A 25,762-nucleotide genomic window follows, 5' to 3' on the forward strand; every position below is an offset into this window, starting at 1 on the left:
CGTCATGGCTAATTTCTTTATCCAGAGGCCGGTTTTCGCCTGGGTACTCGCCATCATTTTGATGATTGCAGGTGGGCTGGCGATCCTCAAACTGCCCGTCGCGCAGTATCCGACTATCGCCCCACCCGCGGTTGCCATAACCGCAACCTACCCTGGCGCAGATGCGCAGACGGTGCAGGATACCGTGACGCAGGTTATCGAACAGAATATGAACGGCATCGATAACCTGATGTATATGTCATCCACCAGCGATTCTGCAGGTAATGTCACCATCACCCTGACCTTTGAGTCTGGTACAGACCCGGATATCGCCCAGGTTCAGGTTCAGAATAAACTTCAGCTCGCCATGCCGCTGCTGCCGCAGGAAGTGCAGCAACAAGGGATCGGCGTTGAGAAGTCCAGCAGCAGCTTCCTGCTGGTGGCTGGCTTTGTTTCAGACAATAAAAGCCTCTCGCAGGATGACATTTCCGACTACGTCGCCTCGAATGTGAAAGATGCCATTAGTCGAACCACAGGGGTGGGTGATGTTCAGCTGTTTGGTGCCCAGTATGCAATGCGCATCTGGCTCGACAGTAACGCGATGAATAAATACCAGCTGACGCCGCTGGACATTATTAATCAACTGAAAACCCAGAATGACCAGATAGCGGCAGGCCAGCTAGGCGGAACGCCGTCCGTGCCGGGCCAGCAATTGAACGCCTCGATCATTGCGCAAACCCGCCTGAAATCACCGGAAGAGTTTGGCCGCGTGACGCTGAAGGTGAACCAGGACGGCTCGATGGTGCACCTGAAGGATGTCGCACGCATTGAACTGGGCGGTGAAAACTACAATATGGTGACCAAAATCAACGGGCAGGCCGCAACCGGCCTGGGGATTAAGCTGGCGACCGGTGCAAATGCGCTGGATACGGCGGCGGCCATCAAGAGCAAGCTGGCGCAACTGCAGCAATTCTTCCCACAGGGTCTGAAGGTGGTTTATCCGTACGACACCACGCCGTTTGTGAAGATCTCTATTCACGAAGTGGTAAAAACCCTGTTTGAAGCGATCATCCTCGTCTTCCTGGTGATGTATCTGTTCCTGCAAAACCTGCGCGCGACACTTATCCCCACTATCGCGGTGCCGGTTGTTTTGCTGGGTACCTTCGCGGTGCTGGCGGCGTTCGGATTCTCCATCAATACCCTGACGATGTTCGGGATGGTACTGGCAATAGGCTTGCTGGTTGATGATGCCATCGTGGTCGTTGAGAACGTCGAACGCGTGATGGTAGAAGACAAACTGCCGCCGAAAGAGGCGACGCAGAAGTCGATGGAACAGATTCAGGGCGCACTGGTGGGTATAGCCATGGTGCTGTCGGCAGTCTTTATCCCGATGGCATTTTTCGGTGGCTCGACCGGGGCCATCTATCGGCAGTTTTCGCTGACCATCGTTTCGGCAATGGCGCTCTCCGTATTGGTCGCCCTGATCCTGACCCCCGCGCTGTGCGCAACCCTGCTTAAACCGGTATCCGGCGATCACCACGAAAAGAAAGGCGGTTTCTTTGGCTGGTTTAATGCGCTTTTTGACCGCAGCGTGGAGCACTACAGCAACAGCGTAAGCGGCATTTTACGCAAGACCGGACGCTACCTGGTGGTGTACATCATCATTGTGGGTGGTATGGCGGTGCTGTTCCTGCGCTTGCCCACCTCCTTCCTGCCCGAAGAGGACCAGGGGGTATTTATGACGATGGTGCAACTTCCGGCCGGTGCGACCCAGACGCGTACGCAGCAGGTCCTCGATCAGGTCCAGAACTATTATCTGAAAAACGAGAAGGCCAATGTTGAATCTGTCTTTACCGTTAATGGCTTTAGTTTTAGCGGCCAGGGCCAGAACGCCGGTATTGCCTTCATTAGCCTGAAGCCCTGGGAAGCACGACCGGGGGCGGAAAATAGCGTTGAGGCGATTGTTGGCCGCGCGACAAAAGCCTTCAGTCAGATAAAAGATGGGCTCGTATTTCCGTTTAACCTGCCTGCGATTATCGAACTGGGAACCGCAACGGGCTTCGACTTCGAACTGATTGATCAGGCAAACCTGGGGCATACCTCGCTGACGCAGGCGCGGAATGAGCTGCTCGGAATGGTGAAAGCGCACCCTGACATGCTGGTGCGCGTGCGGCCAAATGGTCTGGAAGATACCCCGCAGTTTAAACTGGATGTCGACCAGGAGAAGGCTCAGGCGCTGGGCATCAGTCTTTCTGACGTCAACCAGACCATCTCGACGGCCCTGGGTGGAACTTATGTAAATGACTTTATCGATCATGGACGCGTGAAAAAGGTCTATGTCCAGGCTGATGCGCGCTTCCGTATGCTGCCTGGTGACATCAGCAACCTGTATGTACGCAGCGCAAATGGTGAGATGGTACCTTTCTCCGCCTTTAGCACCTCGCACTGGGTGTACGGTTCACCTCGCCTGGAGCGCTATAACGGGATGCCATCCATGGAGATCATCGGTGAGTCCGCCCCCGGTAAAAGTACCGGTGAGGCCATGGCGCTGATGGAAAGTCTTGCTGCAAAACTGCCTTCCGGCATCGGGTATGACTGGACAGGAATGTCTTATCAGGAGCGACTTTCCGGAAATCAGGCGCCTGCGTTGTACGCTATTTCACTGATAGTGGTGTTCCTGTGTCTGGCTGCTCTTTACGAAAGCTGGTCCATTCCCTTCTCAGTGATGCTGGTGGTTCCGCTGGGAGTCATAGGGGCGCTGGTTGCAGCAGCGTTACGTGGCTTGAACAATGACGTCTATTTCCAGGTGGGTTTACTGACAACGATTGGTTTGTCGGCTAAAAACGCCATTCTGATCGTTGAGTTTGCCAAAGATCTGATGGAAAAAGAGGGTAAAGGCATCATTGAAGCCACGCTGGAAGCATCGAGAATGCGCCTTCGACCGATCCTGATGACCTCGCTCGCCTTTATTCTTGGCGTCATGCCGCTGGTGATCAGCCATGGCGCCGGGAGCGGTGCGCAAAACGCGGTCGGGACAGGGGTCATGGGGGGCATGCTTTCCGCAACGCTTCTGGCTATCTTCTTCGTGCCCGTTTTCTTTGTGGTCGTCCGGCGACGCTTTACGCGCCATAAAGAGTAATGAATACCTGAAAGGCACCTCTGGTGCCTTTTTTATTTTAAGATAAACAGTGTATTAAGATCGCAGTGTTAAAAAGAGTCAGTTTGCATTAAGTAAGAACGCCACGTTGTTACTCCATAATTTCTCCATTAATTCGTTCTGACGAAACACTTTTCTCCACGATGTTTACAAACAACATAATTTGAGATTATTCCTCGTGTAACGTGGGCTTATCCCGGTGGTAAAATAACCTCCAGTTCGTTAATAGCCCTCCTGGCTTTATAGCGGACGCGAAATAATACTGAGGTAACATCATGAAAAGATTCATTTCCGTTGCACTACTCGCTGCGCTGCTGGCTGGATGCGCGCACGACTCTCCATGTGTACCGGTATACGACGATCAGGGCCGACTGGTTCATACCAATACCTGTATGAAAGGTACCACTCAGGATAACTGGGAAACAGCAGGTGCTATCGCTGGTGGTGCTGCCGCGGTGGCGGGGTTGACGCTGGGTATTGTTGCCCTGACCCGATAACATCTGTTCAGAAAGCGCGGCTCTGGCCGCGCTTTTGCTTTGAATGAGTGCAGTAATATCAAATCAGTAAAAGACCCGTATTTATTCACACCATTAATTTTAGCCAGAAGCCTGTCACCTCTTTTTCACTTCCCCTTTTAAATTTTGTATTCAGTTTTAATGATTTTTCACCCATTCATATTATTGAATACCCGGCCAATATTCACTCCGGAAACTATCTCTTCTTTTTCTCTGACCCTCCTTAAAAGTTTTGCTCCGATTTGTGGCACAGGTTGTAATTTCGCACCGTTTCGGGGCGCTCCTTTTATTTAAGCCTGTCTACACTCAGCATTAAGCGTTCACTTATCGCTTATTTCATCGAGCGCGAAACCTGGCATTACGTTTGCTATATAAACGTCGGCCAACGCCACAGATGGGTAAAAGTGTTTAAAACACCTAAATAACGATAAATTTAGCCACACAGGATGCATTATGAAAAAGACGATGATAGCCAGCCTGGCCGCTGCGGGTATGTTGTTTGCTGTTGCAGGTCAGGCCCATGCGGGCACAACGCTGGATGCCGTGAAAAAGAAAGGTTTTGTTCAGTGCGGTATCAGCGACGGTTTGCCTGGCTTCTCTTATGCCGATGCTAACGGCAAATTTACCGGTATCGATGTTGACGTCTGCCGGGGCGTCGCCGCTGCCGTTTTCGGTGATGACAGCAAAGTAAAATATACCCCACTGACGGCCAAAGAACGTTTCACCGCGCTGCAGTCCGGCGAAGTGGACATGCTCTCCCGTAATACCACCTGGACCTCCTCCCGTGATGCAGGCATGGGGATGTCATTCACAGGTGTCACTTATTATGACGGCATCGGTTTCCTGACCCACAATAAAGCGGGTCTGAAAAGCGCCAAAGAGCTGGACGGTGCGACCGTGTGTATTCAGGCCGGTACCGATACCGAGCTTAACGTCGCCGATTATTTCAAAGCGAATAATATGAAGTACACCCCGGTGACATTCGATCGCTCTGATGAATCAGCCAAAGCGCTGGAATCTGGCCGTTGCGATACGCTGGCGTCTGACCAGTCACAGCTCTACGCGCTGCGTATTAAGCTGAGTAACCCGGCAGAGTGGATCGTCCTGCCTGAAGTCATCTCTAAAGAGCCCCTTGGTCCCGTCGTTCGCCGTGGCGACGAAGACTGGTTCTCTATCGTTCGCTGGACCCTGTTCGCCATGTTAAATGCAGAAGAGATGGGCATCAGCTCGAAAAACGTCGATGAGAAAGCTGCCAAACCGTCTACCCCGGATATGGCACACCTGCTGGGCACAGAAGGCGATTTTGGCAAGGATCTGAAGCTGGATAACAAGTGGGCGTACCACATCATTAAACAGGTGGGCAACTACGCTGAGATCTTTGAGCGCAACGTGGGATCGGAAAGCCCGCTGAAGATCAAACGCGGCCAGAACAATCTCTGGAATAACGGCGGTATTCAGTACGCACCGCCAGTACGTTAAGTCTTTGCTGTAACGGGCACTGTGAACGCAGTGCCCACTCCAGAGTCATGGTTACCGAGGTTTCTTTATGTTCCATCGCCGCTCCCCCGTAAAAGGATCGTTATCCTTTTCTCATCCCGCGGTCCGCGCCTGGCTATTCCAGATTATTGCCATTCTTGCGGTTGTTCTTATCGCCATTTATTTAATTCATAACACGGTTACCAACCTGAATAATCGCGGTATTACCTCCGGCTTTGCTTTTCTGGATCGCAGTGCGGGTTTTGGCATTGTTCAGCATCTTATTGACTATCAGGAAGGCGATACCTACGGCCGCGTGTTCCTCGTCGGTTTACTCAATACACTGCTGGTCTCCGCGCTGTGTATTGTTTTCGCCTCCATACTGGGCTTTTTTATTGGCCTCGCTCGCCTGTCAGATAACTGGCTGCTGCGAAAGCTGTCCACCATTTACATTGAGACGTTCCGTAATATCCCGCCGCTGCTGCAGATTTTTTTCTGGTATTTCGCCGTGCTGCGTAACCTTCCGGGCCCACGTCAGGCTGTCGATGCCTTCGATCTGTTTTTTCTGAGCAACCGTGGGCTTTATATTCCTTCTCCTGAACTCGCAGAAGGGATATATGCTTTTATCGCCGCGATTATCATCGCGCTCGCCCTCTCTGCCGGGCTATTTCGCTATAACCGCAAACATCAGATCAAAACCGGGCAGCTTCGCAAGACATGGCCAATTGCGGCGCTTTTGATTATCGGTCTGCCGCTACTGACACACTGGCTTTTTGGTGCCGCGTTACACTGGGATGTCCCACATTTGCGGGGCTTTAACTTCCAGGGCGGGATGGTGTTAATTCCTGAACTGGCGGCCCTGACACTGGCCCTTTCCATTTATACCTCCGCGTTTATTGCCGAAATCATTCGGGCGGGGATCCAGGCAGTCCCGCATGGACAGCACGAGGCAGCACGCTCTCTGGGGTTACCTCATACGGTAACGCTTCGACAGGTCATTATTCCACAGGCGTTACGGGTCATCATTCCGCCCCTGACCAGCCAGTACCTTAATATTGTCAAAAACTCGTCGCTGGCAGCCGCTATTGGCTACCCGGATATGGTGTCACTGTTCGCCGGCACCGTGCTTAACCAGACAGGACAGGCCATTGAAACCATTGCCATCACTATGTCCGTCTATCTGATTATCAGCCTGGCGATCTCGTTGCTGATGAACCTGTATAACCGCCGTATCGCACTGGTCGAGCGCTAAGGAACTATGATGACAAAAGCGATACTGTCGCACTCTTCGCGTCCTGCCAACCCGACAGGTGGGCGTTTTATTCTCTGGGCGCGTAAGAATCTGTTCTCTAGCTGGGGTAACAGTCTGCTGACAATAATTTGTCTGTGGCTGATGTGGGAGTTGATCCCGCCACTCATTAACTGGGCTTTCTTGCAGGCTAACTGGGTCGGTTCAACCCGGGCAGATTGTACAAAAGCTGGCGCTTGCTGGGTGTTTATCCACGAGCGTTTTGGTCAGTTCATGTATGGATTGTATCCGCACGAACAACGCTGGCGAATCAATCTGGCGCTGGTTATTGGGCTGCTCTCCATCGCCGTGATGTTCTGGAAAAGGCTGCCGCAACGCGGACGGTACATTGCCTGCTGGGCGGTGGTGTATCCGGTTATTGTGTGGGTGCTGTTGTACGGTGGTTTCCTGGGGCTGGAACGCGTGGAAACCCGACAGTGGGGCGGCTTAACGCTGACGCTGATTATTGCTTCTGTTGGGATCGCTGGCGCACTGCCGTGGGGCATTTTACTGGCGCTTGGCCGTCGCTCAAAAATGCCCGTTGTCCGTGTGCTCTCGGTTATTTTCATTGAGTTCTGGCGCGGTGTACCGCTTATTACCGTCCTTTTTATGTCTTCGGTCATGCTGCCATTGTTTATGGCAGAAGGCACGACGATAGACAAACTGATCCGTGCCCTGGTAGGAGTCATTCTGTTCCAGTCAGCCTACGTTGCGGAAGTGGTGCGTGGCGGTCTGCAGGCATTGCCTAAAGGGCAGTATGAGGCTGCGGAATCACTGGCGCTCGGTTACTGGAAAACACAGGGGCTGGTGATACTTCCGCAGGCACTCAAGCTGGTTATCCCCGGGCTGGTGAACACGATCATCGCCCTCTTCAAAGATACCAGCCTCGTGATCATTATCGGATTGTTCGATCTCTTTAGCAGCGTGCAACAGGCAACGGTTGACCCTGTCTGGCTTGGCATGTCCACCGAAGGATATGTCTTTGCTGCTCTGATCTACTGGATCTTTTGTTTTAGCATGTCGCGCTATAGCCAGCATCTGGAAAAGCGCTTTAACACCGGGCGTACACCGCACTGAGGAAATTATGAGCCAAATAACTATGACACCCGCCGACGCGATGATTACGCTTGAAAACGTAAATAAATGGTACGGGCAATTTCACGTCCTGAAAGATATCAATCTTAAGGTCAAGCAGGGCGAACGCATTGTCCTTTGCGGCCCTTCCGGGTCCGGGAAATCGACAACCATTCGCTGCATCAATCACCTTGAGGAGCATCAGCAGGGGCGTATTGTTGTTGATGGTATCGAACTGAATGAAGACATTCGCAACATCGAACGCGTGCGTCAGGAAGTCGGGATGGTGTTTCAGCACTTTAACCTGTTCCCCCATCTGACGGTGCTGCAGAACTGTACGCTTGCGCCGATTTGGGTGCGCAAAATGCCAAAAAAGGAAGCTGAAGCGTTAGCGATGCACTATCTGGAACGTGTACGTATTGCTGAGCACGCCAATAAATTTCCAGGCCAGATATCGGGTGGCCAGCAGCAGCGTGTGGCTATCGCCCGTTCACTGTGCATGAAGCCCAAAATTATGCTTTTTGATGAGCCAACTTCAGCGCTGGATCCTGAAATGGTGAAAGAAGTTCTGGATACCATGATTGGACTGGCGCAATCCGGAATGACTATGCTGTGCGTGACACATGAAATGGGGTTCGCCAGGACCGTGGCTGACCGGGTGATCTTTATGGATCGCGGAGAGATTGTTGAACAGGCGCCACCGGATGAGTTCTTTGCGCATCCGAAGTCAGAACGCACGCAAGCATTCCTGTCACAGGTGATTCACTAGTCGTTTGTTATGCCGGGTGGCGGCTTCGCCGTACCCGGCCTACGCTGTGTGCCGTGTAGAAATGCAAAAAGGCCATCCTTTCGGATGGCCTTTTCACTTGTTTGATGTCTGGCAGTTCCCTACTCTCACATGGGGAGACCCCACACTACCATCGGCGCTACGGCGTTTCACTTCTGAGTTCGGCATGGGGTCAGGTGGGACCACCGCGCTAAAGCCGCCAGGCAAATTCCTGTGCTCTGTCCTGTGTCTTTTGGGCTGATACTGCGTTGGCTGCTCTCGTAAAGTCAGTCACATACCTCAGTATGCTCCTTCCTTTCCTTCGCTTGCCGCCTTGTCTCAGCGCAAAATCCTTCGGACTCTGAATCAAAGCTGAAAATCTGTCTCTTCGCCAAAACACCTTCGGCGTTGTAAGGTTAAGCCTCACGGTTCATTAGTATCGGTTAGCTCAACGCATCGCTGCGCTTACACACCCGACCTATCAACGTCGTCGTCTTCAACGTTCCTTCAGGAGACTTTAAGTCTCAGGGAGAACTCATCTCGGGGCAAGTTTCGTGCTTAGATGCTTTCAGCACTTATCTCTTCCGCATTTAGCTACCGGGCAGTGCCATTGGCATGACAACCCGAACACCAGTGATGCGTCCACTCCGGTCCTCTCGTACTAGGAGCAGCCCCCCTCAATTCTCCAGCGCCCACGGCAGATAGGGACCGAACTGTCTCACGACGTTCTAAACCCAGCTCGCGTACCACTTTAAATGGCGAACAGCCATACCCTTGGGACCTACTTCAGCCCCAGGATGTGATGAGCCGACATCGAGGTGCCAAACACCGCCGTCGATATGAACTCTTGGGCGGTATCAGCCTGTTATCCCCGGAGTACCTTTTATCCGTTGAGCGATGGCCCTTCCATTCAGAACCACCGGATCACTATGACCTGCTTTCGCACCTGCTCGAGCCGTCACTCTCGCAGTCAAGCTAGCTTATGCCATTGCACTAACCTCCTGATGTCCGACCAGGATTAGCTAACCTTCGTGCTCCTCCGTTACTCTTTGGGAGGAGACCGCCCCAGTCAAACTACCCACCAGACACTGTCCGCAACCCGGGTAACGGGTCTACGTTAGAACACCAGCCATTAAAGGGTGGTATTTCAAGGATGGCTCCACGCAGACTGGCGTCCACGCTTCAAAGCCTCCCACCTATCCTACACATCAAGGACCAGTGTTCAGTGTCAAGCTATAGTAAAGGTTCACGGGGTCTTTCCGTCTTGCCGCGGGTACACTGCATCTTCACAGCGAGTTCAATTTCACTGAGTCTCGGGTGGAGACAGCCTGGCCATCATTACGCCATTCGTGCAGGTCGGAACTTACCCGACAAGGAATTTCGCTACCTTAGGACCGTTATAGTTACGGCCGCCGTTTACCGGGGCTTCGATCAAGAGCTTCGCGTTACCGCTAACCCCATCAATTAACCTTCCGGCACCGGGCAGGCGTCACACCGTATACGTCCACTTTCGTGTTTGCACAGTGCTGTGTTTTTAATAAACAGTTGCAGCCAGCTGGTATCTTCGACTGATTTCAGCTCCACCCGCAGGGGCTTCACCTACATATCAGCGTGCCTTCTCCCGAAGTTACGGCACCATTTTGCCTAGTTCCTTCACCCGAGTTCTCTCAAGCGCCTTGGTATTCTCTACCTGACCACCTGTGTCGGTTTGGGGTACGATTTCGTGTTACCTGATGCTTAGAGGCTTTTCCTGGAAGCAGGGCATTTGTTACTTCAGCACCGTAGTGCCTCGTCATCACACCTCAGCGTTAAAAGGTACCGGATTTACCTGGAACCTCCGCCTACATGCTTAAACCGGGACAACCGTCGCCCGGCTAACATAGCCTTCTCCGTCCCCCCTTCGCAGTAACACCAAGTACAGGAATATTAACCTGTTTCCCATCGACTACGCCTTTCGGCCTCGCCTTAGGGGTCGACTCACCCTGCCCCGATTAACGTTGGACAGGAACCCTTGGTCTTCCGGCGAGCGGGCTTTTCACCCGCTTTATCGTTACTTATGTCAGCATTCGCACTTCTGATACCTCCAGCAACCCTCACAGGCCACCTTCAACGGCTTACAGAACGCTCCCCTACCCAACAACACATAGTGTCGCTGCCGCAGCTTCGGTGCATGGTTTAGCCCCGTTACATCTTCCGCGCAGGCCGACTCGACCAGTGAGCTATTACGCTTTCTTTAAATGATGGCTGCTTCTAAGCCAACATCCTGGCTGTCTGGGCCTTCCCACATCGTTTCCCACTTAACCATGACTTTGGGACCTTAGCTGGCGGTCTGGGTTGTTTCCCTCTTCACGACGGACGTTAGCACCCGCCGTGTGTCTCCCGTGATAACATTCTTCGGTATTCGTAGTTTGCATCGGGTTGGTAAGCCGGGATGGCCCCCTAGCCGAAACAGTGCTCTACCCCCGAAGATGAGTTCACGAGGCGCTACCTAAATAGCTTTCGGGGAGAACCAGCTATCTCCCGGTTTGATTGGCCTTTCACCCCCAGCCACAGGTCATCCGCTAATTTTTCAACATTAGTCGGTTCGGTCCTCCAGTTAGTGTTACCCAACCTTCAACCTGCCCATGGCTAGATCACCGGGTTTCGGGTCTATACCCTGCAACTTAACGCCCAGTTAAGACTCGGTTTCCCTTCGGCTCCCCTATACGGTTAACCTTGCTACAGAATATAAGTCGCTGACCCATTATACAAAAGGTACGCAGTCACACCACGAAGGTGCTCCCACTGCTTGTACGTACACGGTTTCAGGTTCTTTTTCACTCCCCTCGCCGGGGTTCTTTTCGCCTTTCCCTCACGGTACTGGTTCACTATCGGTCAGTCAGGAGTATTTAGCCTTGGAGGATGGTCCCCCCATATTCAGACAGGATACCACGTGTCCCGCCCTACTCTTCGAGTTCACAGCCTGTGCATTTTCGTGTACGGGACTTTCACCCTGTACCGTGCGACTTTCCAGACGCTTCCACTAACACACAAGCTGATTCAGACTCTGGGCTGCTCCCCGTTCGCTCGCCGCTACTGGGGGAATCTCGGTTGATTTCTTTTCCTCGGGGTACTTAGATGTTTCAGTTCCCCCGGTTCGCCTCGTTAACCTATGTATTCAGTTAACGATAGTGTGACGAATCACACTGGGTTTCCCCATTCGGACATCGCCGGGTCAAGGGTTCATATCACCTCGCCGGCGCTTTTCGCAGATTAGCACGTCCTTCATCGCCTCTGACTGCCAGGGCATCCACCGTGTACGCTTAGTCGCTTAACCTCACAACCCGAAGATGTTTCACTTCTGATTGCGAAAATTTGAGAGACTCGAACACACCATTAAAGATGTGTCGTTTCAATTTTCAGCTTGATCCAGATTTTTAAAGAGCAAATATCTCAAACATGACTCGCAAGTCAGTTTTGAGATATGACGGCAGGTGACTTTCACTCACGAACCAGCAAGTGGCGTCCCCTAGGGGATTCGAACCCCTGTTACCGCCGTGAAAGGGCGGTGTCCTGGGCCTCTAGACGAAGGGGACGTACAGTCTCAATCGCAAGACGCCTTGCTATTTACTTTTCATCAGACAATCTGTGTGAGCACTGCAAAGGCAGGTTCTTTAAGGTAAGGAGGTGATCCAACCGCAGGTTCCCCTACGGTTACCTTGTTACGACTTCACCCCAGTCATGAATCACAAAGTGGTAAGCGCCCTCCCGAAGGTTAAGCTACCTACTTCTTTTGCAACCCACTCCCATGGTGTGACGGGCGGTGTGTACAAGGCCCGGGAACGTATTCACCGTAGCATTCTGATCTACGATTACTAGCGATTCCGACTTCATGGAGTCGAGTTGCAGACTCCAATCCGGACTACGACGCACTTTATGAGGTCCGCTTGCTCTCGCGAGGTCGCTTCTCTTTGTATGCGCCATTGTAGCACGTGTGTAGCCCTGGTCGTAAGGGCCATGATGACTTGACGTCATCCCCACCTTCCTCCAGTTTATCACTGGCAGTCTCCTTTGAGTTCCCGGCCGGACCGCTGGCAACAAAGGATAAGGGTTGCGCTCGTTGCGGGACTTAACCCAACATTTCACAACACGAGCTGACGACAGCCATGCAGCACCTGTCTCACAGTTCCCGAAGGCACCAATCCATCTCTGGAAAGTTCTGTGGATGTCAAGACCAGGTAAGGTTCTTCGCGTTGCATCGAATTAAACCACATGCTCCACCGCTTGTGCGGGCCCCCGTCAATTCATTTGAGTTTTAACCTTGCGGCCGTACTCCCCAGGCGGTCGATTTAACGCGTTAGCTCCGGAAGCCACGCCTCAAGGGCACAACCTCCAAATCGACATCGTTTACGGCGTGGACTACCAGGGTATCTAATCCTGTTTGCTCCCCACGCTTTCGCACCTGAGCGTCAGTCTTTGTCCAGGGGGCCGCCTTCGCCACCGGTATTCCTCCAGATCTCTACGCATTTCACCGCTACACCTGGAATTCTACCCCCCTCTACAAGACTCCAGCCTGCCAGTTTCGAATGCAGTTCCCAGGTTGAGCCCGGGGATTTCACATCCGACTTGACAGACCGCCTGCGTGCGCTTTACGCCCAGTAATTCCGATTAACGCTTGCACCCTCCGTATTACCGCGGCTGCTGGCACGGAGTTAGCCGGTGCTTCTTCTGCGGGTAACGTCAATTGCTGTGGTTATTAACCACAACACCTTCCTCCCCGCTGAAAGTACTTTACAACCCGAAGGCCTTCTTCATACACGCGGCATGGCTGCATCAGGCTTGCGCCCATTGTGCAATATTCCCCACTGCTGCCTCCCGTAGGAGTCTGGACCGTGTCTCAGTTCCAGTGTGGCTGGTCATCCTCTCAGACCAGCTAGGGATCGTCGCCTAGGTGAGCCGTTACCCCACCTACTAGCTAATCCCATCTGGGCACATCTGATGGCAAGAGGCCCGAAGGTCCCCCTCTTTGGTCTTGCGACGTTATGCGGTATTAGCTACCGTTTCCAGTAGTTATCCCCCTCCATCAGGCAGTTTCCCAGACATTACTCACCCGTCCGCCACTCGTCACCCGAGAGCAAGCTCTCTGTGCTACCGTTCGACTTGCATGTGTTAGGCCTGCCGCCAGCGTTCAATCTGAGCCATGATCAAACTCTTCAATTTAAAAGTTTGATGCTCAATGAATTAAACTTCGTAATGAATTACGTGTTCACTCGTTGAGACTTGGTATTCATTTTTCGTCTTGCGACGTTAAGAATCCATGTCACTTTGAGTGCCCACACAGATTGTCTGATAAATTGTTAAAGAGCAGTTGCGACGCGCTTCAGCGCTCTGTCGCGAGGTGGCGTATATTACGCTTTCCTCTTTCAGAGTCAACCCTGAATTTCAGGATTTTTTCTCTTCAACCGACCGGGTTGTTTGTGAAGTGATTCACATCCGCCGTGTCGATGGAGGCGCATTATAGGGATCCCATTTTTTAGCACAAGTATTTTTTAGATCTTTTTTTCTGACTGATGATTTTCCGCGCTTTTCGCTGAAATCCCGCCCGATCTGCTTAAATATTGACGTATTTTGCCTTGCCTCGATCCAAAAATATGATCAAAGTCTTCTGTATAGCGCTCATCTGTCGAGGTAGATATGTCTGCAGTACTACGTCCGTATAAAGATCTGTTTCCACAAAAAGGCGATCGCGTGATGATCGATGCCAGCAGTGTGGTCATTGGCGATGTCCGAATGGCCGAAGATGTCAGCATCTGGCCGCTCGTTGCGATCAGGGGAGACGTTAACTATGTGGCAATTGGCGCACGCACTAATATTCAGGATGGCAGCGTGCTGCATGTCACCCACAAATCCTCATATAACCCGGACGGCAATCCACTTGTTATAGGAGAAGATGTTACCGTCGGCCATAAAGTCATGCTTCACGGCTGCACTATCGGAAACCGGGTGCTGGTTGGCATGGGATCGATCCTGCTGGATGGTGTCATCGTAGAAGATGATGTGATGATTGGTGCCGGAAGTCTTGTCCCTCAACATAAACGGCTCGAAAGCGGCTATCTCTATTTAGGCAGCCCGGTAAAGCAGATCCGCCCCTTAACAGAAGCGGAAAGAGAAGGTCTGAAATATTCAGCGAATAATTACGTGAAATGGAAAGATGAGTATCTGGATCAGGACAGCCAGACCCAGCCCTGATCGTCTTCCTGCTGATCGCGGATCAAATCGCTGGCTTCTTCTTCAAGATCCCAGCGATTTTCGCAGAACACCTCTAATGGATTTGAGCCACCAAAGCGGCGCTTGAGCGTTTCACCGCTAATGGCACATGTCAGTTGCATCCCATGCACGAGCACCGGGAAACAGACTGCTTGCTTACTCTCATCCCACTGTTCTCTGTCGGGAAAGTGAATCGCCTGGTTCACGCCGTAAGTTCCTGTTTCAGCTTTTCAATGACAGGTTCGACATCAGGTAATACACCGTGCCAGAGCAAAACTGCATGCGCAGCCTGCCCCACCAGCATGCCCAGGCCATCAGCCAGCTGTTTCGCGCCGTGTTGTTCACACCAGCTGAGGAAGGGAGTTTTCCCTTTCTGATAAAACATGTCGTAGCAATAGAGGTGGCTGTTTACCAAAGAGGACGGGATCGCCGGTACTTCCCCGCCAATGCCGCTGGACGTGGCATTAATGATAAGATCAAATTCATGGTGGATAAGATCATCAAGAGCCACCGCGCTCACGCTGCCAGTATGTGCAAACAACGCCGCCAACGCTTCCGCCCGGGAAAAGGTGCGATTGGTAATGGTCACTGCACAATCCAGTGAAAGGAGCGGTAACAGTACGCCTCGCGATGCCCCACCAGCACCAATCAACAGAACCCGGAACCCGGGTTTGATAAATGAGAGTCTTTCAAGATCGCTAAGTAAGCCGATTCCGTCAGTGTTGTCACCCAGAAGGCGACCATCCTCCAGCCGTTTAAGCGTATTCACGGCACCCGCAAGAGACGCGCGCTCAGTTAATTCATCCGCACGTTCAAAGGCTTCTTCTTTAAAAGGCACCGTCACATTGGCACCTTTACCACCCGCGTCAAAAAAAGCATTCAGGGTGGTAACAAAGGCATCAACTGGTGCCAGCACCCGACCATAGGGATGATCAATCAGCAGTTGTTCAGCAAACTGCTGATGGATCAACGGCGACTTGCTGTGAGCGATCGGATTACCAAAAACGGCATAGGTTTCCATCATATTACCCCTGGCGAAAACGTTCGCCGGTCAAGGCGTCGCGGATTTCCGACGGATTAAGACGACCTCCGGTTTCACCGACGGCTACCGGGAAGTCATTCCCGAACTGCGCCAGCACCTCTTCGGTGCTCCGGCAAGGAGGCAGCCCGGTAAGGTTGGCACTGGTTGAGACCAGCGGTTTACCAAACGCCAGACATAGCTCTACTACCAGCGGATGATCGGTGACACGGACAGCGAGGGAATCGAAACGCCCTGTTAACCAGCGTGGCGTAGTTGGCTGCGCCGGGAAAACAAAGGTCACCGGCCCTGGCCACGCCGAAAAGATGGTATCCCGTTGTGCTGGCGTGAGCATGGAATCATCAATATAAGGTTTAAGCTGCTCATAATTAGCAGCGATCAAAATCAATCCTTTTTCGACAGGTCTCTGTTTTAGCGTAAGTAAGCGATTCACAGCTGTCTCGCTGTCAGGATCGCAACCGACCCCAAAGACAGCTTCTGTTGGATAGGCGATGACTTCTTCATTTTTCAGGACCTCCACTGCGTGCGCAATGGATCCTGTTGGCAGGTTATTATTCACTGATTTCATCCGCCGAAACCGGCTTTCCACATTGTTTACTGGCGCAAAAGCGTTTCATACCTTGCGCCGTTTTCTTCTCTATAAGTAACGGATAATCGCAATGAGGGCAGGTACCCGCTACCGGTTTGAAATTGATAACGAACTGGCATTCAGGATAACGATCGCAGGAATGGAAGATTTTACCAAAACGAGAACGACGCTGTACCAGTTGTCCGCGCTGGCACTGGGGGCAGGCGATTGCCGTTTCATCTGGCTTATCAATTTGTTCCGTATGTTCACATTCAGGATAGCGACTGCAACCAATGAACATACCAAAACGGCCCTGCCGTAACGCCAGTTCGCCTCCACACTTCGGGCAAAGCTGCCCCTCCAGAATTTTAACGATATGTCCGTCCGCCTGGCTTTTCAGGGGACGAACATAATCACATTCCGGATAGTGTGAACAACCGAGAAACGGACCGTGTTTCCCGGACCGAATGACAAGTTCAGCCCCGCACTGTGGGCAGGGCTCGTTTTTATGCACCGTGAACAGTGCTGATTTGGCCATAACAACTCTTGGTGCTGCACATTGAATTAGTGCAGCATACCTTCATTCACTTCAAAGAGTAATTCTTCCATTTGCTGATAGGCATTTTCACAGCCTGGAATATTAAACAGAACCATCAGGATCACCCACTTGAGGTCATCCAGTTCGAACTCTGCCGTATCCAGCGCCATAACACGCTCTATCACCATTTCTCTTGTTTCGAGGTTTAGCACCTGAATCTGCTCAAGGAATAAGATGAATCCCCGGCAGCTGGCGTCCAGCCTTTCACACTCTTCAGCGGTATAAATGCGCACAGACAATGGGTCAGAAGCAAGCTGCATCGGTTCGGCAAGGCCTTCCTGATAATCAGCCAGTTTTTCCAGCCACATCAACGCATTATAAATATCTTCCCGTTCAAACCCCGCATCGGTAAGATCCTGTGTCAATTTGTCCTGATCCACTCGCATTTCTGCTTCGTTATGGATGTAAGTCTCAAACAAATACATCAGTACGTCGAACATGGCTTGCCCTCCTCAATCGGACATAGCCGCCGGGTACAGCTGCGATCCACCCTGCTAACTCCAGTTCGAGTAGCTGTGCTACCGTTACTGGCACAGGTTGGCCGGCACGTTCAGCGACAACGTCAACAGGTGTTACCTCATCTCCTACGTTAGCCAGGAGGCTGGGAAATGGCAATGCCACCTTCTCCTGATCTGATGAAAAATGTCGCTTTTCGGGTTCATCTGTTAACCAGTGCAAGCCATATTGCAAATTTTCAAGGATGTCCTCGACGCTCGTCACAGGCGTTGCCCCCTGCTTGATGAGCCAGTGGGGGCCCTCACACCCCGGGTTACCTATCGGGCCAGGTAAGGCAAAGACTTCTCGCCCCTGTTCTAGCGCATACCGTGCCGTGACGAGTGAGCCGCTTCTTAAAGCGGCCTCCACCACCAGCACGCCCAGACTCAGACCGCTGATGATTCGGTTACGACGTGGAAAATTTGCCGGCCAGGGCGGCGCTGACAGCGGGAACTCTGACACAATAGCCCCCTCTGATTCGATAAGCCGTGCAGCCAGAGCCTGATGCCGACGGGGATAAATGCTAAACAGCCCGTTTCCAAGCACCGCGACACTTCGCCCTTTTACAGACAGCGCGGCGTGGTGAGCGACGCCGTCAATACCGCAGGCCAGCCCACTGGTGATCGTGAAACCACTTTGTGAAAGTTGTTCGCACAGGATTTTCCCCCATCGCTCACCGTACCAGGATGGCGCGCGGCTACCCACAACCGCCAGTTGAACGGTAATAAGGGCTTCAGGATTGCCTTTAATAAACAATGCGCCGGGGTAGTCAGGGATCGTGCGAAGTAAAGGGGGATAACGAGGATCATCCGCCGTCAGCAGATGGTTCTCCGGCTGTTCAAGCCACGCCAGATTTCGTTGCAGTTCATTTTCATCAAGCGCAAAGAACTGTTGAGCCTGTTTTGTTGACAGCCCGGCATCTCTGACAACGGCATCATCAATCCTTGTCTGCATAAGTAGTCGCGCTGCCGCTGCGAGCATCTGATCACCACACAGAGAGCCTGTGTGGATTAGCCGTAACCATATCTCCGTCGACGTCATCCCTTTTCCCTGCCATAAGCAGCCTCTGCAATCATTGCGATTGGTCACGGATGCTGTCAATCGATGGGGGATTTGTCTAGAATAGAGATAGTATTCTTATCAACTCCTGAACACGACTCTGGAAATTTATGGCAGTTTTGCAAGTGTTACATATTCCGGACGAGCGCCTTCGCATCGTCGCTAAACCGGTCAAAGAAGTGAATGCAGAAATTCAGCGTATCGTTGATGATATGTTCGATACCATGTACGCCGAAGAAGGCATTGGCCTTGCGGCAACTCAGGTGGACATTCACAAGCGTATTATCGTGATCGACGTTTCTGAGAATCGCGATGGCCGTCTGGTGCTGATCAATCCTGAGCTGTTGGAAAAGAGCGGTGAAACAGGTATTGAGGAAGGTTGTCTGTCCATTCCTGAACAGCGTGCTTTAGTTCCACGTGCCGAAAAAGTGAAAATTCGCGCCCTGGATCGTGAAGGCAACCCGTTCGAACTGGAAGCAGACGATCTGCTGGCGATTTGTATTCAGCATGAGATGGATCACCTGGTCGGTAAACTGTTTATCGATTACCTCTCACCATTGAAGCAGCAGCGTATTCGTCAGAAAGTAGAAAAACTGGATCGTTTGCGCTCCCGCGCATAACATCCCCCCGGATACAAGGATCATCGTGTCTAAAACACTACGTATTATCTTCGCGGGTACCCCTGATTTTGCAGCGCGTCATCTTGACGCGCTGTTATCTTCTGGCCACCAGGTTGTTGGCGTGTTTACCCAACCGGATCGCCCGGCAGGCCGTGGTAAAAAGCTCATGCCCAGCCCGGTGAAAGTGCTGGCAGAAGAACATAGGTTACCCGTTTACCAGCCCGAATCCTTACGACCTCAGGAAAATCAGCAACTTGTTGCCGATCTCAATGCTGATGTCATGGTGGTGGTGGCTTACGGCTTAATTCTGCCAAAAGCCGTGCTTGATATGCCTCGTTTGGGGTGTGTCAACGTACATGGTTCGTTGCTTCCACGCTGGCGTGGCGCGGCACCGATCCAACGCTCGTTGTGGGCGGGTGATGCTGAAACTGGCGTCACCATCATGAAGATGGATGTAGGTTTAGACACCGGCGACATGCTGTATAAACTGGCCTGTCCAATTACCGCCGACGACACCAGTGCCACGCTGTATGACAAACTGGCGGACCTGGGTCCACAAGGACTCATCAAAACCTTGCAGCAGCTTGCTGATAATACGGCTACCCCTGAAGTTCAGGATGAGACTCTGGTGACCTACGCCGAAAAACTCAGCAAAGAAGAGGCGCGGGTCGACTGGTCCCTCTCCGCCGCACAGCTTGAGCGTTGCATTCGCGCCTTTAATCCGTGGCCAATGAGCTGGATGGTGATCGATGAGCAACCTGTTAAAGTCTGGAAAGCATCCGTCATTGAAGGCAATACGTCTGCTGAGCCGGGTACAATTATCGAAGCCAGCAAAAATGGTATCCAGGTGGCAACCTCGGAAGGGATCCTGAATCTGGAATCACTGCAGCCCGCGGGTAAAAAGGCAATGAGTGCTCAGGATCTGTTAAATTCCCGTCGCGAATGGTTTATCCCTGGCTCTCGCCTTGCCTGAGCAAATTTATTCTTAAGGCCCGGTGTTTCCGGGCATTTTTATTTTTACGGTTATGAAAAAACAAAATCTACGCAGTCTGGCGGCACAGGCCGTTGAGCAGGTTGTCGAGCAGGGTCAATCACTGAGTAATGTCCTACCTCCACTGCAGCAAAAAGTGTCCGACAAAGACAAAGCTCTGATTCAGGAGCTCTGTTTTGGCGTCCTGCGCACCCTTTCTCAGCTTGAATGGCTGATTAATAAGCTGATGTCGCGCCCAATGACCGGTAAGCAGCGTACCGTCCATTATTTGATTATGGTTGGCTTCTATCAGCTTCTTCATACCCGCATCCCACCTCATGCTGCGTTGGCTGAGACGGTAGAAGGTGCTGTCGCGATTAAACGTCCCCAGCTCAAAGGGCTGATCAACGGCGTACTGCGTCAGTTCCAGCGTCAACAGGAAGAACTTCTGGCAGAATTTGCAAAAAGTGAAACCCGTTTCCTTCATCCTGACTGGCTTCTGAATCGCCTCAAAAAAGCGTATCCGCAGCGGTGGCAGGATATTGCTGACGCAAATAATCAACGTCCGCCGATGTGGTTACGCGTTAACCGTAATCATCATACCCGCGATGCATGGCTGGCCTTGCTGGAAGAAGCCGGAATGAGTGGATTCGCGCATGATGCTTATCCTGATGCCGTGCGTTTAGCCTCCCCTGTGCCGGTGCATGCCTTACCCGGATTCGATGAAGGCTGGGTAACCGTTCAGGATGCCTCTGCTCAGGGCTGTATGACATGGCTCGACCCCAAAAATGGCGAACAGATCCTCGACCTGTGTGCCGCGCCTGGGGGCAAAACAACGCATATTCTGGAAGTCGCACCGCAGGCCAGCGTAATGGCTGTGGATATTGATGAGCAGCGACTTTCGCGTGTCTACGACAACCTTAAGCGTTTAGGTATGAAGGCGCAGGTCAAGCAAGGCGACGGACGTAAGCCCGCAGAATGGTGCGGCGAGACTCAATTCGACCGCATTTTGCTGGACGCTCCCTGCTCGGCAACCGGCGTTATTCGTCGTCACCCGGACATTAAGTGGCTGCGTCGCGACCGTGATATAAAGGAACTTGCGCAGCTGCAATCCGAGATCCTTGACGCTATCTGGCCACACCTGAAGCCTGGCGGAACGCTGGTCTATGCCACCTGTTCCATTCTTCCGGAGGAGAATAGCCAGCAAATTTCAGCCTTCCTTAAACGCACTCCTGGCGCTACGCTGCGCGATACGGGGACACCGGAGCACCCGGGCCAGCAGAACCTGCCCGGCGCTGAAGAGGGTGATGGCTTCTTTTACGCTAAGCTAATCAAAGAGTGATGTTGAGAACAGGTCACGAGATATGAAGATTATCATTCTGGGCGCAGGACAGGTCGGCGGGACGCTGGCGGAAAACCTTGTAGGTGAAAACAACGACATTACGATCGTCGATACCAACGGCGATCGACTGCGCGTTCTGCAGGATAAATTTGACCTTCGCGTTGTGCAGGGGCACGGTTCGCATCCACGTGTCCTCCGTGAAGCCGGTGCTGACGATGCCGATATGTTAGTGGCCGTGACCAGCTCGGATGAGACCAATATGGTCGCTTGTCAGGTGGCCTATTCGCTTTTCAACACGCCTAACCGAATCGCCCGTATCCGCTCCCCGGATTATGTCCGCGATGCGGAAAAACTCTTTAACTCAGAAGCGGTACCAATCGACCACCTTATCGCACCAGAACAGCTGGTTATCGATAATATTTATCGCCTGATCGAATATCCCGGTGCACTGCAGGTCGTGAACTTTGCAGAAGGGAAAGTGAGTCTGGCCGTCGTTAAGGCCTATTATGGCGGTCCGTTGATCGGAAACGCGCTGTCTACGATGCGCGAACATATGCCGCATATCGATACCCGCGTCGCAGCCATTTTCCGTCACGACAGACCGATTCGACCTCAGGGCTCGACCATTGTCGAAGCAGGAGATGAAGTTTTCTTCATTGCTGCCTCTCAACATATTCGTGCCGTTATGAGTGAACTTCAGCGCCTCGAAAAGCCCTATAAACGCATCATGCTGGTCGGCGGGGGTAATATCGGCGCAGGTCTCGCTCGCCGTCTGGAAAAAGACTATAGCGTGAAGTTGATCGAGCGCGATCAACAGCGCGCCTCTGAACTTGCTGAAAAACTACAAAACACGATCGTGTTTTATGGCGATGCATCAGATCAGGAATTACTGGCAGAAGAGCATATCGATCAAGTTGATCTGTTTATTGCCGTCACCAACGACGATGAAGCAAATATTATGTCCGCCATGCTCGCCAAGCGCATGGGAGCAAAAAAGGTCATGGTACTTATTCAGCGTCGTGCCTATGTTGACCTGGTGCAGGGGAGCGTAATTGATATTGCGATTTCACCGCAGCAGGCAACGATTTCCGCACTGTTGAGCCACGTTCGTAAAGCAGACATTGTTGGTGTGTCCTCACTGCGTCGCGGCGTCGCTGAAGCCATTGAAGCTGTCGCTCACGGTGATGAAACCACATCGCGCGTGGTAGGACGCGCCATCGATGAAATTAAGCTGCCACCCGGCACAATTATCGGCGCCGTAGTACGCGGGAATGATGTCATGATTGCCAATGATAATTTGCGTATTGAACAAGGCGATCACGTTATTATGTTCCTGACCGATAAAAAATTTATTACCGACGTCGAACGTTTATTCCAGCCAAGTCCATTCTTCCTGTAATGATTCAGGTGCTCGCGATAGAGCACCTGAGTATTATCCTTCTGATTCCTGTGCCTTTTATTTTCATAACGTTTATTTATCCCCAATGGCAATTAGCTAATCATTTGTTAAACTTATAGTCGTCAGCTGGCACAAGGAGAACATAATGAGTTTTGTTAAAGAATTTCGCGAATTTGCGATGCGCGGAAATGTGGTGGATTTGGCAGTGGGTGTCATTATTGGTGCAGCGTTCGGCAAGATCGTTTCATCTTTAGTGGCTGATATCATCATGCCACCTTTAGGGCTATTAATTGGAGGCATTGATTTCAAACAATTCGCCTTCACGCTTCGGGAAGCACAGGGGGATATCCCGGCAGTGGTGATGCACTATGGCGTGTTTATTCAGAACGTATTTGATTTCGTGATCGTCGCGTTTGCCATTTTTATGGCCATCAAGCTTATCAACAAGCTCAACCGTAAAAAAGAAGAGCCTGCTGCAGCGCCCGCGCCTACGAAAGAAGAAGTATTACTGACTGAAATTCGCGATCTGTTAAAAGAGCAGAATAACCGCGTTTAACAGCTAAAAGCAGGAAGGCCAGTGGTAAATAAGCGATTCGCTTGCTTGCCACTGGCCTCCCAGTTACCCCGTTTTGCATGTTTGTTTTTACGCAGATAACTTCCCTTCCCTTTTTTGTTCTTTTCAACTCGCTGTCGAAAAAGCGGGTCGTGAAGCAAAGCCTCAATGGCATTATCTTTAATTTGTCCCTTCGTATGTTGATAGTGACTCATAATTTCTCCTGAGCATGATTAATGTCGAGGGGAGTCTAGACCCGGACTGATAAAAAATCAACAACCCCGGGTTTCTCCACTTGCCCCTTGTTCAAGGGCCTCCAGAATAGAACAATAGACACTGCTGTGAGCCGTACCACAGCACGCATCATTCAACCTTTGCAAAGAGCGCTGCATGGTTTGCAGTTCCTGAATACGCGCTTCAACTTCATCCAGCCTGGCCTGGACAATGCTTTTCGATTCCTGGCAGGTGTGGTGTGCCGGATCGATACGGATCGACAATAACTCACGGATCGAATCCAGCGTGAATCCCAGTTGCCGCGCATAACGAATAAACCGCAGCCGTTGCAGATCGTTGTCGGTATAGAGCCGGAACCCACCTTCGGTTCGCACCTCGTGATCAATCATCTGCTGTTTTTCATAGTAACGGATGGTATCCGGCGTCACGTTAGCAAGCTTTGCAAGTTCACCGATACGATACATGGCTATTCCTCGTTTATTTTCTGCAGCAGTCTTTCACTATACTCGCCATGCAGAAAGTCAGTCGCAATTCCTGCCTGTCGTAGCTTGAGTTCAACCAGAGCCAACCGCCGGCTTAGTTCTCCATGCCGGGGATCGTCTTTCCGTATCCCTTTTAGCAGGTCAGCAAGCTCAATCGCCTCTTTGCGCTGTTCAAGCTCGGGAGGCAGACACCCCGCATTTTTCAGTAAGCGATATCCAGCCCGTAGTTCAGGGGGTATATGCGAATCATCTTCCAGTACTAGCGGTTCACCGCTACCGGACAGGTTATCGAATTCGCCTTTAGTTTGGGCATCGCGAATATGGCGTTCTGCCCACTGGTCGAGCAACCACATCATAAACTCCAGGGGATGAACAAAATTAATACAGATATTGTAGAGAAGTGGGGATAGTGCGGATATAAAAAAACCCGCCGGAGCGGGTTTTTTTACGTTACTGCAGATTACTCTGCAGCAGCTTCTGCTTTCGACTCAGAACGATCAACCAGCTCGATGTAAGCCATCGGAGCGTTGTCGCCTGCGCGGAAGCCACACTTCAGAATGCGAGTGTAACCACCGGCACGGCTCGCGAAACGCGGGCCCAGCTCGTTAAACAGTTTTGCCACGATCTCGTTATCACGAGTACGGGCGAATGCCAGACGACGATTAGCAACGCTGTCAGTCTTGGCAAGAGTAATCAGCGGCTCAACTACACGACGCAGCTCTTTCGCTTTAGGCAGGGTCGTCTTGATGATTTCATGACGAACCAGTGAACCTGCCATGTTGCGGAACATAGCCTGGCGATGGCTGCTGTTGCGGTTCAGTTGACGACCACTCTTACGATGGCGCATGACCTTATCCTTCTCAGTAAAACCTTAACCTGTGATCCGGTTACTCGTCAGCAATGCTTGCTGGTGGCCAGTTTTCCAGGCGCATGCCCAGAGACAGACCACGTGAAGCCAGCACGTCTTTAATCTCAGTAAGAGATTTTTTACCCAGGTTCGGCGTTTTCAGCAACTCAACCTCGGTACGCTGTACCAGATCACCGATATAGTGGATAGCTTCTGCCTTGAGGCAGTTAGCAGAGCGGACAGTCAATTCGAGATCGTCAACAGGGCGCAGCAGGATCGGATCGAATTCTGGTTTCTCTTCTTTCACTTCCGGCTGACGTACATCACGTAAGTCAACGAAAGCTTCCAGTTGTTCTGCCAGGATGGTTGCCGCACGACGAATCGCCTCTTCAGGATCGATTGTGCCATTGGTTTCCATTTCGATGACCAGCTTGTCCAGGTCGGTACGCTGTTCTACACGCGCTGCTTCAACATTGTAGGCAATACGCTCTACAGGGCTGTAGCATGCGTCGACCAGCAGACGGCCGATTGGGCGCTCATCTTCTTCCGAATGAATTCGGGCAGAAGCCGGCACATAACCACGACCGCGCTGAACTTTGATACGCATGCTAATAGCTGCGTTCTCATCGGTCAGGTGGCAGATCACGTGCTGCGGCTTGACGATTTCAACATCACCGTCGTGGGTGATGTCGGCTGCAGTCACAGGGCCAATGCCAGATTTATTCAGAGTAAGAATAACTTCATCTTTACCCTGAACTCTCACCGCCAGCCCTTTCAGGTTGAGCAGGATTTCAAGGATATCTTCCTGAACGCCTTCTTTGGTGCTGTACTCATGAAGTACACCATCAATCTCAACCTCGGTCACCGCGCAACCCGGCATCGATGAGAGCAGAATACGGCGCAGTGCGTTACCCAGAGTATGGCCAAAGCCACGCTCTAAAGGCTCAAGGGTCACCTTGGCGTGCGTCGAACTCACTTGCTCGATATCTACCAGGCGCGGTTTTAGAAACTCTGTCACAGAACCCTGCATTGTGTCCTCTCTTTGGTACTAAGCT

General features: G+C 51.9%; 23 protein-coding genes, 1 tRNA gene and 3 rRNA genes. 12 read left to right on the forward strand and 15 right to left on the reverse strand.

Translation table 11 applies throughout. The features are described from left to right. Positions 1-4 precede the first annotated feature (4 nt). The 6 genes from ACQG19_RS22485 to ACQG19_RS22510 all read left to right on the forward strand — a co-directional run bounded on the left by ACQG19_RS22485 (position 5) and on the right by ACQG19_RS22510 (position 8,258). On the forward strand, positions 5-3,118 hold the full coding sequence (locus ACQG19_RS22485; RefSeq protein WP_045293528.1) for an efflux RND transporter permease subunit: 3,114 nt from the start codon (positions 5-7) through the stop codon (positions 3,116-3,118). Positions 3,119-3,411: 293 nt separating this feature from the next. Next, positions 3,412-3,633: a lipoprotein gene (locus ACQG19_RS22490; RefSeq protein ID WP_013099001.1), complete on the forward strand. Its 222-nt coding sequence runs from the start codon at positions 3,412-3,414 to the stop codon at positions 3,631-3,633. Between the two features lie 471 nt (positions 3,634-4,104). Further along, complete coding sequence (locus tag ACQG19_RS22495) at positions 4,105-5,130, forward strand: amino acid ABC transporter substrate-binding protein (RefSeq protein ID WP_013099002.1); 1,026 nt, start codon at positions 4,105-4,107, stop codon at positions 5,128-5,130. A gap of 67 nt (positions 5,131-5,197) precedes the next feature. After that, positions 5,198-6,379, forward strand: a complete 1,182-nt coding sequence (locus ACQG19_RS22500) for an amino acid ABC transporter permease (protein ID WP_013099003.1) — start codon at positions 5,198-5,200, stop codon at positions 6,377-6,379. Between the two features lie 9 nt (positions 6,380-6,388). Beyond that, positions 6,389-7,492, forward strand: a complete 1,104-nt coding sequence (locus ACQG19_RS22505) for an amino acid ABC transporter permease (protein ID WP_155023023.1) — start codon at positions 6,389-6,391, stop codon at positions 7,490-7,492. Positions 7,493-7,499: 7 nt separating this feature from the next. Further along, complete coding sequence (locus ACQG19_RS22510) at positions 7,500-8,258, forward strand: amino acid ABC transporter ATP-binding protein (protein ID WP_013099005.1); 759 nt, start codon at positions 7,500-7,502, stop codon at positions 8,256-8,258. Positions 8,259-8,364: 106 nt separating this feature from the next. Here ACQG19_RS22510 and rrf read toward each other — a convergent pair. From rrf to ACQG19_RS22530, 4 genes are all read right to left on the reverse strand, one after another. Next, a 5S ribosomal RNA gene (gene rrf / locus ACQG19_RS22515) occupies positions 8,365-8,480 on the reverse strand. A 187-nt stretch (positions 8,481-8,667) separates the two neighbouring features. Further along, positions 8,668-11,571, reverse strand: a 23S ribosomal RNA gene (locus ACQG19_RS22520). A gap of 183 nt (positions 11,572-11,754) precedes the next feature. Next, positions 11,755-11,830 (reverse strand) — tRNA-Glu (locus ACQG19_RS22525). Positions 11,831-11,914: 84 nt separating this feature from the next. Further along, positions 11,915-13,454: ribosomal RNA gene (locus tag ACQG19_RS22530) — 16S ribosomal RNA — on the reverse strand. Together the 16S, 23S and 5S rRNA genes with 1 tRNA gene alongside form the textbook arrangement of a ribosomal RNA operon. A gap of 474 nt (positions 13,455-13,928) precedes the next feature. On the opposite strand from ACQG19_RS22530, the gene ACQG19_RS22535 reads away from it, so the two are divergent. Beyond that, positions 13,929-14,483, forward strand: coding sequence for a gamma carbonic anhydrase family protein (locus tag ACQG19_RS22535; RefSeq protein WP_061772527.1), 555 nt, complete (start codon positions 13,929-13,931; stop codon positions 14,481-14,483). Here ACQG19_RS22535 and ACQG19_RS22540 read toward each other — a convergent pair. From ACQG19_RS22540 to dprA, 6 genes are read right to left on the reverse strand one after another with little or no spacing between them, the layout of a single operon-like run. After that, the gene (locus ACQG19_RS22540; RefSeq protein WP_038420723.1) at positions 14,459-14,707 is read right to left on the reverse strand and encodes a DUF1488 domain-containing protein; all 249 of its coding nucleotides are present in this window, start codon (positions 14,705-14,707) and stop codon (positions 14,459-14,461) included. The two genes, ACQG19_RS22535 and ACQG19_RS22540, sit on opposite strands and share 25 nt — an antisense overlap. Then, positions 14,704-15,522, reverse strand: coding sequence for a shikimate dehydrogenase (aroE, locus tag ACQG19_RS22545; protein ID WP_222169281.1), 819 nt, complete (start codon positions 15,520-15,522; stop codon positions 14,704-14,706). Before aroE ends, ACQG19_RS22540 begins: the two co-directional genes overlap by 4 nt. A gap of 4 nt (positions 15,523-15,526) precedes the next feature. Further along, positions 15,527-16,099 carry an L-threonylcarbamoyladenylate synthase type 1 TsaC gene (tsaC, locus tag ACQG19_RS22550; RefSeq protein WP_097536356.1) on the reverse strand — a complete coding sequence of 191 codons (573 nt, stop codon included), beginning with the start codon at positions 16,097-16,099 and terminating at the stop codon, positions 15,527-15,529. Further along, positions 16,092-16,646 (reverse strand): DNA topoisomerase family protein, encoded by a 555-nt coding sequence (locus ACQG19_RS22555; protein ID WP_222169280.1) that lies wholly within the window; start codon positions 16,644-16,646, stop codon positions 16,092-16,094. The genes tsaC and ACQG19_RS22555 overlap by 8 nt, the downstream gene beginning before the upstream one ends. Before the next feature lie 26 nt (positions 16,647-16,672). Continuing rightward, positions 16,673-17,146: a DUF494 family protein Smg gene (smg, locus tag ACQG19_RS22560; protein WP_013099011.1), complete on the reverse strand. Its 474-nt coding sequence runs from the start codon at positions 17,144-17,146 to the stop codon at positions 16,673-16,675. Next, positions 17,118-18,242 (reverse strand): DNA-protecting protein DprA, encoded by a 1,125-nt coding sequence (gene dprA, locus ACQG19_RS22565; RefSeq protein ID WP_038986040.1) that lies wholly within the window; start codon positions 18,240-18,242, stop codon positions 17,118-17,120. Before dprA ends, smg begins: the two co-directional genes overlap by 29 nt. A gap of 128 nt (positions 18,243-18,370) precedes the next feature. On the opposite strand from dprA, the gene def reads away from it, so the two are divergent. The 5 genes from def to mscL all read left to right on the forward strand — a co-directional run bounded on the left by def (position 18,371) and on the right by mscL (position 23,147). Next, entirely contained in the window at positions 18,371-18,880 is a 510-nt protein-coding gene (gene def, locus ACQG19_RS22570) for a peptide deformylase (protein ID WP_222169279.1), read from the forward strand. Between the two features lie 25 nt (positions 18,881-18,905). Beyond that, the gene (fmt, locus tag ACQG19_RS22575) at positions 18,906-19,853 is read left to right on the forward strand and encodes a methionyl-tRNA formyltransferase (protein WP_246932974.1); all 948 of its coding nucleotides are present in this window, start codon (positions 18,906-18,908) and stop codon (positions 19,851-19,853) included. 52 nt (positions 19,854-19,905) lie between these two features. Next, positions 19,906-21,192: a 16S rRNA (cytosine(967)-C(5))-methyltransferase RsmB gene (gene rsmB, locus ACQG19_RS22580; protein ID WP_246932976.1), complete on the forward strand. Its 1,287-nt coding sequence runs from the start codon at positions 19,906-19,908 to the stop codon at positions 21,190-21,192. A gap of 22 nt (positions 21,193-21,214) precedes the next feature. Beyond that, on the forward strand, positions 21,215-22,591 hold the full coding sequence (trkA, locus tag ACQG19_RS22585) for a Trk system potassium transporter TrkA (protein ID WP_013099016.1): 1,377 nt from the start codon (positions 21,215-21,217) through the stop codon (positions 22,589-22,591). Between the two features lie 145 nt (positions 22,592-22,736). Beyond that, positions 22,737-23,147: a large-conductance mechanosensitive channel protein MscL gene (mscL, locus tag ACQG19_RS22590; RefSeq protein WP_013099017.1), complete on the forward strand. Its 411-nt coding sequence runs from the start codon at positions 22,737-22,739 to the stop codon at positions 23,145-23,147. Here the strand turns inward: mscL and ACQG19_RS22595 are convergent. From ACQG19_RS22595 to ACQG19_RS22615, 5 genes are all read right to left on the reverse strand, one after another. After that, positions 23,144-23,359, reverse strand: coding sequence for an alternative ribosome-rescue factor A (locus tag ACQG19_RS22595; protein ID WP_013099018.1), 216 nt, complete (start codon positions 23,357-23,359; stop codon positions 23,144-23,146). The genes mscL and ACQG19_RS22595 overlap by 4 nt on opposite strands. A gap of 57 nt (positions 23,360-23,416) precedes the next feature. Continuing rightward, a complete protein-coding gene (gene zntR, locus ACQG19_RS22600; protein WP_013099019.1) occupies positions 23,417-23,842 on the reverse strand; it encodes a Zn(2+)-responsive transcriptional regulator in 426 nt (141 codons plus the stop codon). Positions 23,843-23,844: 2 nt separating this feature from the next. Continuing rightward, on the reverse strand, positions 23,845-24,213 hold the full coding sequence (locus ACQG19_RS22605) for a DUF1992 domain-containing protein (RefSeq protein WP_038420729.1): 369 nt from the start codon (positions 24,211-24,213) through the stop codon (positions 23,845-23,847). 107 nt (positions 24,214-24,320) lie between these two features. Next, positions 24,321-24,707 (reverse strand): 50S ribosomal protein L17, encoded by a 387-nt coding sequence (gene rplQ, locus ACQG19_RS22610; RefSeq protein ID WP_001216372.1) that lies wholly within the window; start codon positions 24,705-24,707, stop codon positions 24,321-24,323. A gap of 40 nt (positions 24,708-24,747) precedes the next feature. Beyond that, positions 24,748-25,737 carry a DNA-directed RNA polymerase subunit alpha gene (locus ACQG19_RS22615; protein ID WP_002919219.1) on the reverse strand — a complete coding sequence of 330 codons (990 nt, stop codon included), beginning with the start codon at positions 25,735-25,737 and terminating at the stop codon, positions 24,748-24,750. Positions 25,738-25,762 lie beyond the last annotated feature (25 nt).

The organism is Enterobacter cloacae complex sp. 277I4 (genome assembly GCF_050031465.1).
Taxonomy (GTDB): domain Bacteria; phylum Pseudomonadota; class Gammaproteobacteria; order Enterobacterales; family Enterobacteriaceae; genus Enterobacter; species Enterobacter cloacae.

What these genes read in the sequence shown, in the direction of transcription:
- rsmB (WP_246932976.1), top strand. Translation starts at nt 19,906, where the DNA reads ATGAAAAAACAAAATCTACGCAGTCTGGCGGCACAGGCCGTTGAGCAG.
- ACQG19_RS22510 (WP_013099005.1), top strand. Translation starts at nt 7,500, where the DNA reads ATGAGCCAAATAACTATGACACCCGCCGACGCGATGATTACGCTTGAA.
- ACQG19_RS22615 (WP_002919219.1), bottom strand. Translation starts at nt 25,737, where the DNA reads ATGCAGGGTTCTGTGACAGAGTTTCTAAAACCGCGCCTGGTAGATATC.
- aroE (WP_222169281.1), bottom strand. Translation starts at nt 15,522, where the DNA reads ATGGAAACCTATGCCGTTTTTGGTAATCCGATCGCTCACAGCAAGTCG.
- ACQG19_RS22555 (WP_222169280.1), bottom strand. Translation starts at nt 16,646, where the DNA reads ATGGCCAAATCAGCACTGTTCACGGTGCATAAAAACGAGCCCTGCCCA.
- ACQG19_RS22490 (WP_013099001.1), top strand. Translation starts at nt 3,412, where the DNA reads ATGAAAAGATTCATTTCCGTTGCACTACTCGCTGCGCTGCTGGCTGGA.
- ACQG19_RS22605 (WP_038420729.1), bottom strand. Translation starts at nt 24,213, where the DNA reads ATGTGGTTGCTCGACCAGTGGGCAGAACGCCATATTCGCGATGCCCAA.
- def (WP_222169279.1), top strand. Translation starts at nt 18,371, where the DNA reads ATGGCAGTTTTGCAAGTGTTACATATTCCGGACGAGCGCCTTCGCATC.
- ACQG19_RS22495 (WP_013099002.1), top strand. Translation starts at nt 4,105, where the DNA reads ATGAAAAAGACGATGATAGCCAGCCTGGCCGCTGCGGGTATGTTGTTT.
- ACQG19_RS22595 (WP_013099018.1), bottom strand. Translation starts at nt 23,359, where the DNA reads ATGAGTCACTATCAACATACGAAGGGACAAATTAAAGATAATGCCATT.
- ACQG19_RS22535 (WP_061772527.1), top strand. Translation starts at nt 13,929, where the DNA reads ATGTCTGCAGTACTACGTCCGTATAAAGATCTGTTTCCACAAAAAGGC.
- ACQG19_RS22500 (WP_013099003.1), top strand. Translation starts at nt 5,198, where the DNA reads ATGTTCCATCGCCGCTCCCCCGTAAAAGGATCGTTATCCTTTTCTCAT.
- dprA (WP_038986040.1), bottom strand. Translation starts at nt 18,242, where the DNA reads ATGACGTCGACGGAGATATGGTTACGGCTAATCCACACAGGCTCTCTG.
- mscL (WP_013099017.1), top strand. Translation starts at nt 22,737, where the DNA reads ATGAGTTTTGTTAAAGAATTTCGCGAATTTGCGATGCGCGGAAATGTG.
- smg (WP_013099011.1), bottom strand. Translation starts at nt 17,146, where the DNA reads ATGTTCGACGTACTGATGTATTTGTTTGAGACTTACATCCATAACGAA.
- ACQG19_RS22505 (WP_155023023.1), top strand. Translation starts at nt 6,389, where the DNA reads ATGACAAAAGCGATACTGTCGCACTCTTCGCGTCCTGCCAACCCGACA.
- trkA (WP_013099016.1), top strand. Translation starts at nt 21,215, where the DNA reads ATGAAGATTATCATTCTGGGCGCAGGACAGGTCGGCGGGACGCTGGCG.
- ACQG19_RS22485 (WP_045293528.1), top strand. Translation starts at nt 5, where the DNA reads ATGGCTAATTTCTTTATCCAGAGGCCGGTTTTCGCCTGGGTACTCGCC.
- rplQ (WP_001216372.1), bottom strand. Translation starts at nt 24,707, where the DNA reads ATGCGCCATCGTAAGAGTGGTCGTCAACTGAACCGCAACAGCAGCCAT.
- zntR (WP_013099019.1), bottom strand. Translation starts at nt 23,842, where the DNA reads ATGTATCGTATCGGTGAACTTGCAAAGCTTGCTAACGTGACGCCGGAT.